The sequence below is a fragment of the Caulobacter sp. Root1472 genome (genome assembly GCF_001426985.1).
In the GTDB taxonomy this organism is placed as follows: Bacteria; Pseudomonadota; Alphaproteobacteria; order Caulobacterales; family Caulobacteraceae; genus Caulobacter; species Caulobacter rhizosphaerae.
The window spans coordinates 234,267-246,434 of the sequence record NZ_LMFX01000034.1 but is presented as its reverse complement, the minus strand read 5'-3'; the positions used below and the strand labels follow the sequence as shown (position 1 = coordinate 246,434).

The 12,168-nt window shown below is 67.1% G+C and carries 9 protein-coding genes; 5 read left to right on the top strand and 4 right to left on the bottom strand.

The features are described 5' to 3' along the window. The first annotated feature begins 271 nt into the window (after positions 1-271). Complete coding sequence (locus tag ASD47_RS20125; RefSeq protein ID WP_056760283.1) at positions 272-1,108, top strand: glycine betaine ABC transporter substrate-binding protein; 837 nt, start codon at positions 272-274, stop codon at positions 1,106-1,108. A gap of 1 nt (position 1,109) precedes the next feature. Here the strand turns inward: ASD47_RS20125 and ASD47_RS20120 are convergent, their stop codons facing one another. Then, positions 1,110-4,079: a winged helix-turn-helix domain-containing protein gene (locus ASD47_RS20120; RefSeq protein WP_082564711.1), complete on the bottom strand. Its 2,970-nt coding sequence runs from the start codon at positions 4,077-4,079 to the stop codon at positions 1,110-1,112. A gap of 169 nt (positions 4,080-4,248) precedes the next feature. On the opposite strand from ASD47_RS20120, the gene ASD47_RS20115 reads away from it, so the two are divergent. The 4 genes from ASD47_RS20115 (at position 4,249) to ASD47_RS20100 (ending at position 9,639) form a co-directional block, all read left to right on the top strand. Then, the gene (locus ASD47_RS20115; RefSeq protein ID WP_082564710.1) at positions 4,249-4,911 is read left to right on the top strand and encodes an RNA polymerase sigma factor; all 663 of its coding nucleotides are present in this window, start codon (positions 4,249-4,251) and stop codon (positions 4,909-4,911) included. A 117-nt stretch (positions 4,912-5,028) separates the two neighbouring features. After that, positions 5,029-7,938 (top strand): TonB-dependent receptor, encoded by a 2,910-nt coding sequence (locus tag ASD47_RS20110; protein ID WP_162251689.1) that lies wholly within the window; start codon positions 5,029-5,031, stop codon positions 7,936-7,938. A gap of 123 nt (positions 7,939-8,061) precedes the next feature. Continuing rightward, positions 8,062-9,006: a DUF4880 domain-containing protein gene (locus tag ASD47_RS20105; protein WP_162251688.1), complete on the top strand. Its 945-nt coding sequence runs from the start codon at positions 8,062-8,064 to the stop codon at positions 9,004-9,006. Positions 9,007-9,204: 198 nt separating this feature from the next. Continuing rightward, a complete protein-coding gene (locus ASD47_RS20100; RefSeq protein WP_056760272.1) occupies positions 9,205-9,639 on the top strand; it encodes an SgcJ/EcaC family oxidoreductase in 435 nt (144 codons plus the stop codon). 227 nt (positions 9,640-9,866) lie between these two features. On the opposite strand, the gene ASD47_RS20095 is transcribed toward ASD47_RS20100, so the two are convergent. The 3 genes from ASD47_RS20095 to ASD47_RS20085 all read right to left on the bottom strand — a co-directional run bounded on the left by ASD47_RS20095 (position 9,867) and on the right by ASD47_RS20085 (position 12,150). After that, a complete protein-coding gene (locus ASD47_RS20095; protein ID WP_162251687.1) occupies positions 9,867-10,385 on the bottom strand; it encodes a cupin domain-containing protein in 519 nt (172 codons plus the stop codon). A 118-nt stretch (positions 10,386-10,503) separates the two neighbouring features. Further along, on the bottom strand, positions 10,504-11,697 hold the full coding sequence (locus ASD47_RS20090; RefSeq protein ID WP_056760268.1) for an SDR family NAD(P)-dependent oxidoreductase: 1,194 nt from the start codon (positions 11,695-11,697) through the stop codon (positions 10,504-10,506). Between the two features lie 54 nt (positions 11,698-11,751). After that, entirely contained in the window at positions 11,752-12,150 is a 399-nt protein-coding gene (locus ASD47_RS20085; protein ID WP_056051657.1) for a helix-turn-helix domain-containing protein, read from the bottom strand. Positions 12,151-12,168: the final 18 nt, after the last annotated feature.

The following is a 12,168-nucleotide window of genomic DNA, read 5'->3' as shown; positions in this document are numbered from 1 at the left end:
TTGGCGGAGGCTAACGGTCCGACGCGAGCGCCTGAAATTAAGCGCGGTGAAATTTCGACAAGAACCCGGGCGGGCGATTGCCCTGCGCAACCGTGGCTGGCTGGCCGCTGATCCTCACCGCAATTGACAAGGCTTTACTCGCCCCCCGCAGGCGACCCAATAAGCTACGGTCCGTAAACCCGCGTCCCCGACGGCCTCCACGCGTCGCGTGCAGGCCCTTCCACCGCCGCCAGAATCCGCCGCGCGGTCTTTGCGACTGGAGTTCGCCAGGATGAGCCAGGATATCGCGGGCGCCGGGGCCGACGACCGCGATGTCCTTATCCTGGGGCAGATCAACATCGGCTTCCACGACGTGGTCGCCGCAGTCGTGCAAGAGGTTCTGGCGCGGCTGGGTCATCGCGTAAGCGTCGTCGCCGACGAGTCCGAGACGATCTTCCGACGGCTCGGCGAAAGGGCGATCGACCTGATGGTCACGGCATGGCTGCCGGAGGCCAACGCTACCCAATGGGCGCGGTATGGTCCCGCCGCCGAGGTGGTGGCCACCCTCTACAGAGATGCGCGGTTCTTCTGGGCGAGTCCCGACTACGTCCCCGAGACGGAGGTCTCATCCATCGCCGACCTGGCGCGCCCGTCCGTGGCGGCGCGGATGACCAAGCTCATCCAGGGCGGCGCGCCGATGGCGGCGATCAACGCCATGTCCCAGCGCGCCATCATCGCCTACGGCCTGGATGATCTTGGCTACACGCTGCGCGCCGGGTCGCAAGCCGACTGGATCGCCGCCTTCGACGCGGCGACCGCCGAGCGACGGTGGTTCGTCTTTCCGTGCTGGACGCCGCAATATCTGAACCGGGACGGCCGTTTGCGCCCCTTGTCCGATCCTCAACGTGTTCTGGGAGGCTTCAACGACGGGGTGCTGGCCGCGCCGCGTGGGCGGCTCGCCGACATTGCCCCGCGGGTTCGCCAGGTCCTGGAGCGCATGACGATCGGTCTCGAGGGCGTCATCGAGATGGATCGCCTCGTCAGCCTCGACGCCTGCACGCCCAGGCAAGCCGCGCGGGCGTGGATGAGCGCCAACAGTCGTCGCGTGGAGGCCTGGTTGAAGCCTTGACCTAGCGGGCGGCCACCTGCCTGGCCAAGGCGCCGTCGAGCGCGCCGAGCAGTGCGAACGCCTGGGTCAGATCGGGGTTGGCGCCATCCTGATCGACCCGCGCGCATAGGTCCCGCAACAAGACTGCCGCGTCCGGAAGGCCGCCCGTTCCGCGCCGTCGCTCGACCAGGCAGACGGCCGCCTTGAGTGCGAACGCCCAGGCGCCAACGGCTTCGGCCAGGCCGATGGCCTGGCGCAGCGTCGCTTCGGCCTTGTCGTGATCGCCTTCGCGCCATTGGATCAGGCCAAGGACACGCAGAACCTCGGGCATGCACCACTGTTCGTCTTGGCGCAGCGCATGATCCTGGGCGAGGTTTATGCCGGCCAGCGCCACTTCGGTTCGGTCGCTGTCGAGCGCGGCCTGCGCCAGCGTCAGGGCGTAATAGGGCAGGCGACCCAGGAAGTTGCTCGCCGTCAGCGCCTCCACCGCCGAGCGCATGACGTCCACGCCGTCGGCGTCGCCGAGCGCATGTTGGATCGCGCCGGCGAAGAACCGGCTCACCGGGCCGAAGACGCCGATGTCGCGGCGGTGATGGCTCTCGATCAGCGCCGCCAGGTGCGTTTGCGCCTCGTCGATCTGGCCGCTCCACAGCGCCACCGGTAGCGCCGCCAGAGCCAGGGCGTTGGCAAGAGAGACGTCGTGACCGATCTCGACGGCGCCGCTCACGGCCACCGCGGCGACCCGCCGGGCCTGCGCCGCGTCGCCGCGTATCCAGGCCACGGTCGCCAGAGAGGCGCGAATGGCCACGAAACGGTCGAGCTGAAAGCGGGCGATCCCCGGGCGATGACCCGCTTCCCGGTGCTCGCGCGCCAGCGCGCCGAGCCTGGCGTAGGCGCCGTCCAGATCTCCGCGATAGAAGGCGGTCATCGCCGCCAGGCGCTCACCGTCCGGACCCGCATCCGGCTCGTCCTCGTCACGTACGATCGCCGCGAACGCCTCGAGCCTTGCCTGGACCTGGCTGTGTCTGCCGGTGAAGGACTGCAGCACCGCCCAACCCCAAAGGGCGCGAAGTCGATACTCCACCGAGCCTGCGTTCTCGGCCAGGACTAGGCTGTCGCGCCAGGTCTCGTCGGCCTGCGGTCCCAACTGCTCGGCGAAGGTCAGCGCCCAGGCATAAGCCAGGCTCAACTTCATGCGCAGCACCGGATCGAGATCATCAAGGTCATGAGCGCAGGCGAGCGCCCGACCGACGCGCAGCCGGCTTTCACCCACCAGTGACAGACCCTCCCACAGCGGGATCGCCGCCGCCGTCAGGCGCAAGCCGATCCCGGCCGTCGACGGCGCGCTCAGGGCCCAATCGACGGCCTTGCGTAGGTCGTTCAGTCGCGCGGCATAGACCGCGCTCCAGTCGCTGGGCAGGCGCCAACGCCAGTCATGCTCGGCGCGTTCGAAAAACTGCAGGACGAGCTCGGCGTGGCGCATTAGGGCCCAGGGCTCCTCGCCCGCCTGCCGTAGCCGTTCGGCCGCATAGCTGCGGGTCGCCTCCAAGAGCCGGTAGCGCAACTGCCCGTCGGCGAAGCTCGCCGCGAGCAGCGACTTGGCGGCCAGATTGCCAACGCACCAGGCAAGGTCGGCGTCGAGCAGCTGGCTGTCGCCCGCCAGACCGACGGCGTCTTCCAGGGAGAAGCTCCCGGCGAACACCGACAGGAGCCGCAGCACCATGGCTTCGCGATCCGAAAGCAGCCGGTAGCTCCAGTCCAGCGTCGCCAGCAGGGCTTGGTGGCGTGCCGGAGCGTTACGCGGACCGTAGTTCAGCCACTCGAAGCTCTGCTCCAGCCGCTCGAACAGACCCCGGACGTCGTGCGAGGCCAGGCGAGGCGCGGCCAGCTCGATGGCCAGCGGTATGCCGTCGAGCCGCCGGCAGATCGCGGCGACCGCGGCGACATCGGCCTGGTCCAGTTCATAGCCGACCGCCTCGTTGGCCCGCGCCACGAAGAGCGCGACGGCCGGAAAGGCCAGCGCCGCGTCCCGCCCAAGGCTCTGTCCTTCATGCGGGTAGGCCAGCGGCGCTAGGCTGTGAACGCTTTCGTACTGCGAGCGTAGCGGCTCGCGGCTCGTGGCCAGGATGCCGATCTCCGGAAGCAGCGAGCGAAGATGATCCGCTACGACGCAGGTGGCGCAGACGACATGCTCGCAATTGTCGAGGATCAGCAGTCGACGTTGATGGCGCAGAGCCTCGACGATGCCTGCGAGGAGGTCGCTGGCGTGCCCGCCCGCGCCGAGCGCCGAGGCGATCGCCGGACAGACAAGACGAGGATCGCCGATCGTCGACAGGTCCACGAAGACCACGCCGCCGTCGAAGCGCTCGGCGGCGCGGCGGGCCACGGCGAGGGCGACGGCGGTCTTGCCCACGCCCGCGGGGCCGACGATCGTCAGGAAGCGGCTCAAGGCCAGGCTTTTGGTGAGGGCGGCGACATCGTCGTCCCGTCCGATGATCGCCGGCGAGGCGGGCAGGACGAGGTCCGACGGCAGGGTCAAGTGCGGGACGACAGCCGCGCTGACCTCCGTACCGATCCGAACCTGGGCGGTGAAGCGGTAGCCGCGGCCTGGGACCGTGGCGATATAGGGCAACTGCGGGTTCGGGGAGGGCAGGGTCCGCCGCAGGGCGGCGATGTTGACCTTGAGATTGCTCTCATGGACGTAGGTGTCCGGCCAAGCAAAGCTCATCAGCTGCTCCTTGCTGACGAGCTCGCCTCGCTGTTCGACCAGCAGGCACAGGATGTCGAGCGCGCGCGTGCCGACCCGCACCGGGCTTCCGGCGTGCAGCAGCAACCGGCGCTGAGGCACCAGATCGTAGTCGTCGAAACTGAGGACGCGCTCGCCACAGGAGACGCGTTCGGCCGCCTGTCGATCGGCCAAGGTCCCTGAGGTCGTCGCCTCGCTCGCCTGGTTTCCGGTTTCCAAAGTCACGTCGCCAACGTGGAGCTGCAAGACCGCGCCGTGCGGGTGCCTCTAAAGGACGGTCCTGGCGCGCCCTGCCTCCAAGTCGCGCAAAGAATTTTTGCGATGCCGGATATCCAGGGCAGGATCACCTTCCACACATATCTCGCCGAAGGCCGACAGCGCTGTTCGCGCGAGCTGGTGAAATCGGGTAAACAGGATGGCCGGCCACGTCCCCGCCGGCGTCGACGCGCCAATGACGGCGCCTCTTGCTGCAGGACCCGCCAGGCCCGTGTCGCACCTTCGGCCGATCGATACCTGGTTCATCGAGCAGGTGCTGCCGCTCGAACCGGTTCTGCTGGCCGCTGCCCGCAAGCTGGTCGACGACGCCGATGCGGCCGGGGACCTCGTGCAAGAAGCTTTCGTGCGCGTGCTGGCCAGCGAAGGGTGGGCGCGTATCGAGGCGCCGCAGCCCTACATGCTGCGCATGATGCGCAACCTGGCGATCGAGCGGTTACGGCGCGCCCGCATCGCCCGTTTCGATCAACTCTCCCAACTGGAAGGTTTCGAGGTCCCCGACGAGGCGCCCGACGCCTATCGGGTCTTGGTCGGGCGCCAGCAAATGGCGGCCCTGAACGCGGCGCTGAAGCGACTGCCTGAGCGTTGCCGACGGGTTTTCGTGATGCGCCGGATCGAAGACCATTCCCCTGGGGAGATCGCCCGACGCCTTGGCGTCAGCGTCTCGACCTTGGAAAAGCGCCTGGCCCGCGCTCACCTGTTGATCGCCCAGGCGCTGGTCCCGGCGGTGGAGGAGACCCGAGCCGCTCCCGTCGCCAAGGCCGACGGCGGCTCGCGCGCGTCGCGTAAGGCCGCCCTGCGCTAGGGGCCTCGACGTGCCCAAATGTGCGACGGCAAGGTGGTCGCGAAAAACGCTGTTGTTGGAAATGCAATCGTACGAGGCTGCCGATCATCCTTGGTATGGGGCAAGGCGCGTTCGGACATGGAAGCCAAGACCATGAAGCCGGGCGCCTTCGCATCGCGCACGCCGTTGTTGGCGTTGTTTGTCACGTTGACGATGCTGGCCCCGACCGCCGCCCTCGCCCAGGCGCGCGACTTCGACATTCCGCCGCGTGCACTCGGCGAGGCGCTGAACCTGTTCGCGGGGCAGGCCGGCGTGCAGATTTTCTTTCCGGGGCATTTGGTGGTCGGACGTCGTACTCCAGGTCTCAAGGGGCGCATGGAGCCGCGTCTGGCGCTTGCCAAGCTGATCGCCGGAGCGGGACTCGAGGTGGCGCAGGACGACGGGCGGATCATCATCCTACGCGTCGGCGCGCGGCCGGCCGAGCCGGTTGTCGCCAAGACGAGGCCTCGGCGGTCAAAACCCCAGAGGCCGCAGGGCGACACGGCGTCCCCGCTCGAGGAAGTCATCGTCACCGCGGGCATGCGTTCGGCGGACCTCAAGCGCCATGGCGACACGGTCGGCGACACCGTCACCCAACTGGAGATCCAGCGCCTGCCCAACCTCGACGCCTCTGACGTCCTGGCGCGCTTGCCAGGCGTGCGGCGCAACGAGACCCAAAGCGGCGAGAGCCGATATGTCCAAATCCGGGGGCTCAACAACGCCGCCGCCTCCCAGTCGATCGACGGGGTCTTGCTAAGCGACTACGTCAATTCCTCCCACGCGACCTCGACCGAGCTCCTCCCGGCCTACTTCATCAAAACCGCGACCGTGACGACGACGGTAACGCCCGACCTCGACGAGAACGCCAACTCCGCCCACGTGGCTTTCACCTCGATCACCGGCCTGGACAGCCAGGGCCGCCGCGTCGGCGACCTGCGTGTTCTTGCGGGCGCAGCCAGCCGCGCCGGTGAGCTTGGGGGGGGCCTGCGACCTTTGCGCATCGTCGGAACCTGGAGAGGCGCGCTCGACCAGGACGGCCGCATCGGCCTTGCGCTCGGCGCCAATCTCGACCGGCTGGAATCGCGCCAGGACGCCGTATCGGTGACAGGGTACGACCAGAGCGGAGGTCGTCTCGTGCCGATAGGCGCCTTGGGCCGCGGGGAGACCCACACGCGCACCGAGCGCCGATCGGCGATGATCAGGCTCGACCTGCGCCCTTCGCCACGCCTGTCCCTGTTCGGCGAGTATTTCTTCCTTCAGCACGACTTCATCGCCGACCAACGCACCGCCACGGTGAGCATCGTCGCCGGCGAGGCCATCGACGCGACGGCGGGCGGCGGTCAGATCGGCGCTGGCGCGGTGAACTACGGGTTTGGCCGTAGCCACCCCAAACTGACCGACCACATCGTCCAGCTCGGCGTCAACTACGAAACCCCTGGCGGGGACGCGGTGCTCGTGCGGCTGGGCGTCACCCACAATCGGGTGACCGCCCAGCCGATCACTCTGAGCGGCGGCTTTTCAGCGCCCTCGGCCCTTCTGAGTCGCCCTTTGGTCTACGCCTTCGACCACGGCGCGCTTTCGTTCATGCCGCTCGGCGTCGCACCGGCCGGCGATGTGAGCGACTATCGCCTGGCCTCGAAAGTGACGATTGGCGACGCCCTCAACCGCGACCAAAACTACTTCGCGCGCGCGGACTACGCGCACAACGCCTCGGCCGCCGACGAAGGCCTTGGGGTCAAGGTCGGCGTGCAACTCAAGACCCAGGACCGCAGCACTATTCAGCGCGGTCTTTCCGTGCTCGCGCCCATGGCTGGCCTTCAGCTTTCGAGCGTCTCGGCGGCCACATCGGTGACGCTGTTGGAGCCCGTGACTTGGGACCCCGCCGCAGTCCTGGACCACCTCGCCCTTGAGGGTAGGCCCGCACCCGACGGCGGCGGCCTCTATGCGCGCGATCCGGCCGATGGCTTTGGACAGAACTTCAATGGGTCTGAAGTGATCGCGCTCGGCTACGGCATCGCCTCCTACGGCTGGACGCGAGGGCGCATTTCCGGGGGGCTGCGGGCGGCCCACACCCATCGCGAGCTGGACGAATACGATCCCGATAGCACCGGACGCTACAGCCTGTCGCACTACCAGCAGACCTACTGGCACGTCCTGCCGAGCCTCTACGGCTACTACGACGTCACCTCGGCCCTGAAGCTGCGCGCGGCGATGACCAAGACCCTCGAGCGGCCCGCCATTACCAGCGCCGGACGCCGGCTGATCACGAGCTACGATGCGCCCGCAACGCGTTCGATCAGCTACAGCAATCCCTATCTGATGCCGATCCGCTCGACCAACTACGACGCCTCGGTCGAGTACTACTATGGGCGCAGCGCCTACCTGTCGCTGGGCGCCTTCGCTAAGGACCTGCGCGACATTCCCGCCGCCAGCAGCAGCCAGACGATCGCCCCGGACGGCGTACGTGAGGTCACCACCTACACCAGCAACGTGCGCGAGGTGAACGGCAAGAAGGTGTTCGGCCGGGTGCGAGGGGTCGAGGTCGCCTGGTCCAATCCCCGGCTCTCGGTGCTACCGCAGGCCCTGGGCAATCTCGGCGTGACCCTGTCCTACGTCTATCTGGACTATCGGGTGACGGCGCTTAATGGCGGCGGTGGCGTGGCGCCCACCGACGTGCGGCTCGTCGCGGCCGCGCCGCACGGCTTCGCGAACCTGAGCTTGGCCTACAACCGCGGTCCGTTCGCCGCCAACCTCGCCGTCCAGAAAATCTCGTCCCTGCCCACCTTCACCTATGATCCGACCAATGATCGCCGCACCGCCTACGGCGCGCTCGTCGACCTGCAGGCCAGTTGGCAGGTCAGTCGCGCCCTGCGTCTCCTCGTCGAGGGCCGAAACCTCCTGGACGACGGCGAGATCGATCGCGCGGGCGTGACCGGGTATGGGCCCGCCTATCAGGTCCGCAGGAACGGCCGTACGGTCTGGGCTGGATTTCAGATGACGTTGTTCTAGGGGGCGCCAAGTCCGGATCCGCGGCTTGCGTGCGGAAAAGGACAGGTTGGCGAACACAAATGTGGTGGTGTTGGCTGGCGTAAACGTCTTCCTTTGTATGCGGATGAAGGGCCCTGTTCCGGCGTGTTCAAGAATCGGCGATCAACCCTCAGGGGCCAGGCGGATCCCGCACTCGCTGAGGCCGCGCAGTGGTTGGCGCGTGCCGACCTTGGAACGCTCGACGAGGCTGCTTTCGAGCAATGGCGCGCGGCCGATCCACGTCATGCTTTGGCTTTTGCGCGTGTGGCCGATGCGGCCCGGAAGGCGACCTTCGCAGGCCAAGATGGGCGCGCCGCCACTCACGAGTTTCAAGTCTCGCGCCGAGCCGCTGTCGCCGCGGGCCTTGGCGTTCTAGCCTTGGGCGGTGGCGCTCTTGTAGCCGGCAAGGTCAGCGCCCGCGACCGCGCCGCAACCCCCGTCGGCGGAACCCAGCGGATCGTGCTCCCACGCGCCGGCGATCTCATCCTCAACACCGACAGCGCCGCGTCCTGGCGGAGAAACCGTCAAGGTCTGAGCCTGTGGCTCGAACGCGGCGAGGCCGCGCTAGACCTGACCGATGGCGCTGGGCCGGTGCACCTTCGAGGCAAAAGAGGCGGCGCGCGCCTGGGGCCGGGGCGCTACAACGCGCGACTGCGGGAAGATCTGCTCGATCTGACGATCCTGCGTGGCCAAGCCGTAGTGGACGAAACCGGCGGCGGCGAGGCCATCCAGAAACCGAGCGCCCTGCTACTAGGGTCTGGTGAGCCACTGGTCCGTGGGCTCTCCGACCAGGACATCGCCGAAACCCTGGCTTGGCGTGATGGCGCCATCCTGTTCGTTGACGAGCCCTTGCCCGCTGCGGTGGTCGAGTACAATCGCCACCTCGTTCGAAAGATCATAATCGCCGATCCTCGCCTCAAGGACCTGCACGTCGGCGGACGGTTCGACGCCGACGATCCGCGTGGCTTTCTCCGGGCGCTGGAAACGGCGATGGACGTCCAGGTGAGCATGTCGGATCGCGAGATCCTACTCTATCGCAAGCGCGCCTGAGCAGCCGGCGGGCGCGCCGCCGTTTTACTTCATTTTACCGCGCAGCGCCGGGGGGCTGGGCAATAACCCCGCGCACCTGGCTCAGGCGAACTGTGCCGGGTCTGCGCGCAGCGTCCACGATGGCAAGGCCCACCGCGGTGACCGCGTCGCAGGCGATCGCCCACCCCTGACCGAAACCCCAAAGTCCCGGAGACCCCATTGACGAACAGGTTCGCGTTCCTCGCCAGCATGACCCTGGCGACGGCCTCACCCTTCGCTGCCCAGGCCGCCGGCCCGGACATCCAAGCCCTGGAGGCGCAGTGGGCGGGGGCGTTCAACGCCGGCGACATCGACCACGTCGTCGAGCTCTATGTCGCCGACGCCTGGCTCGTGGTCCCCGGCGCAACGCCGGTGAAAGGGAAAGCCGCGATCAAGGCGGCGCTCGCCCAAATGGCCAGGCACGTCACGAAGATGGATTTGCGCACGCAGTCGGTGCAGGCCCTCGGTGCTGGCGTGCTGGTGGAGAACGGCGTGGCGAGCTTCGACGCCGACGACGGGACGGCCAATCCCAAGAGGTCCAACTACCAAGTCATCTGGAAGCGTGACCGGCAGGGTCATTGGCGCATCGTCCGCGACGTCGTCAGCCCTCTTTAGGGCGTGCGCTTTGCGGCGGGCGGCTGACCCGGATTTATGGGTCTCGCGGTGACGGTTCCGTCGCCTGGTCAGCTTAGATCGCTAGTAGCCACTCATAGTTCTCCTCAGCATCTGTACCAGCGAGGCAAGGTCACGGCGTGCCGAATGTCCGGCTTCCGCGGTGCGGCCAATTTCCGCTTATGGCGCGGCCCGGCCGCCGCGACGCTTCGTGGGCGCGGCGGCTTACCTCAGACCGTCTCGCCCCGCACGATGGCAGCGACTTCGTCATCGGTGAGCGGAGGCCCGACGATGTCCATCCCCGCCTCGTTGGCGCATTCGATCAGCGCCTCGACGTCGGTGATCGTGAGATTTCTGGCGACGATCCGCCCGAAGAAAGTCTCAAACTCCCCCGGCGCCACCGTCACCTGGAAGCGTACCGGCGCATCGCTATAGGCGCGCCAAGTATGCGGCATGAGTTTCGGCAGCAGGATGACATCGCCGGGGCCTGCCGTACGGCAGGCTGTCGGGGTCCAGAGCACGATGTCGCCCGACTGGATCAGGAAGATCTCGTCGTCCTTGTGGTGGAAGTGACGCGGGGGCCCAAATCCGGGCGGCGCCCGATAGTCCATGATCGCAAGCGCGCCTTGGGTGTGGTCGGGAGACAGGCGTGTCCGGGAGGTCTCGCCCCAAGATGTTGTCGTAAAACCCTCGTCGGTCTCGGCATCCACCAGAAGATCGCGAGCGTCGTTCGACTTCGACACGGTCATCACTTCAAACTCCATTTACTGATATTGGTCGCAGACCGCCAACGCGCATGGCGCTGGCTTGAAAATGCCGACGATGCGGCAGTCTCAATCGGTATTCAGCGCATCCGGAGGACCGGCTTCACGCGCCGTTCGTTGCGACCCGCACGCCCGTCATGGTCTCGCACAACGACCAAAGTCGATTGGCGACACTCAGGTCGAGGGCCCAGGATTTCACGCCGTAGGGCGCACGACCCTCGTCGGGCACGACCGGCGCGATATCGCAGTCCTCCAGATAGACGCCGCCCTTGCCGTCCAGGTCTCGACTGACGGCCGCCCATGTGGCCGTCGCGCCGCCCTGCTGCACGGTCTTGTAGAGGTCGCCCCCGTTCTTGGGGCGACGCCTGAGGTTGAGAGCCTCGGTGACATGCAGGGCCCGAAGCGTTGCGGCGGCGAGGCGCCCGAGCGCGACCTGGCGGCTTGGCTTCTGGCCAACACCGCCCGCGGCAAAGAGGTCCGACGTGGGCACCGGGCCCGGCGTGGTGGCGAAGACCCGGATCTGCTTGTCTCGCCACAGCTCGTCCTCCTTGATCGACAGGAGGATCAGCGCCGTCTTGGACTGCGCGTAGGCGCGCATTCCCGTGTAGGGCGTGTGATGGAAGTTGATGTCGTCGAGCAGCACGCCACCCGCGTGGTGACCCCGGGAGGCGACATTGATCACTCGGGCGCCCTTCGCCCGTTCCAGCGCCGGCAGAAGCCGCACGGTCAGCTGATAGTGCCCAAGGACATTGGTCGCGAACTGTCGCTCGTAGCCACGATCGTCACGCTCGAGCGGCGTGCCCATGATGGCGGCGCTGTTGATGAGGATGTGCAGCGGTCGTCCGGACTGGACATAGCGGTCGGCGAAGGCATCGATCGAGGCCGGCTGCAGGAGGTCGACATATTCGACGCTGGTGTTGGCGATGCCAGACAGTCCGCGCCGCGCACGATCGACATCGCGGGCCAGGACGATGACGCGTGCGCCAGCGCGAGCCAGGGCCCGAACCGCTTCCCGACCCGTGCCGCTATGGCCTCCTGTGATCACCACGACCTTGCCGCGCAGATCGACGCCCTTCACGACCTCCATGGCCTTGGTGCGATGACCAAACGGCGACGGGATTCGGTGTTGCCGCGCGTCCGGAATATCGGGCGCGACATAGAGCGGAAGGCTCGCGGACGGGTCGCCCAGCGCCTTGTAGAAGAGGCCGACGATCCCGCCATAGGTCGCGGTCAAGATGCCGGCCGCCGCCAGCGTGAGGATCAAGGTTTTCTGCATGGCGACAAGGTCGTCCGCCAAGCCGGTTCCATCAAGTAGGATGGATTTTCAGACCTAGTCTGGAAGAGCAGACCGCTATGAAGCGATGTCCTGGCCGGTTCCGAGCAGGCCATCATACTTCAGAGACCAGTCCAGCATCGCCCTGAGCGTTGGCATTAGGTCTATCCCTGCCTGGGAAAGCTCATATTCCACGCGCTGCGGTATTTCCGGATAGGCGTTGCGTATCACGATGCCGTTGGCCTCGAGGTTCCGAAGCTGCTCGGTCAGCATGTGCTGGGTGACGCCGGGAAGCGCGCGCCGCAAGGCGCCGAAGCGCGTCGGGCCCTGGATCAAGGTGCAGACGATCTCGATCTTCCATTTGCCGGTGATGGCGCGGATCGTGCGCTGGAATCGGAGGATGTCGGTCGCCTCGGGGCCTTCGCATCCGTCGCAGTCATCTCCGTAGACGCGCGGCTCGACAGTCTGGTCTCTCATTCGAACGTCCTGAAAATC

Bases quoted from the DNA above. Each gene is read 5' to 3' on its own strand.
- ASD47_RS20115 (WP_082564710.1), top strand. From the start codon at position 4,249: ATGGCCGGCCACGTCCCCGCCGGCGTCGACGCGCCAATGACGGCGCCT.
- ASD47_RS20085 (WP_056051657.1), bottom strand. From the start codon at position 12,150: ATGAGAGACCAGACTGTCGAGCCGCGCGTCTACGGAGATGACTGCGAC.
- ASD47_RS20125 (WP_056760283.1), top strand. From the start codon at position 272: ATGAGCCAGGATATCGCGGGCGCCGGGGCCGACGACCGCGATGTCCTT.
- ASD47_RS20110 (WP_162251689.1), top strand. From the start codon at position 5,029: ATGGAAGCCAAGACCATGAAGCCGGGCGCCTTCGCATCGCGCACGCCG.
- ASD47_RS20095 (WP_162251687.1), bottom strand. From the start codon at position 10,385: ATGACCGTGTCGAAGTCGAACGACGCTCGCGATCTTCTGGTGGATGCC.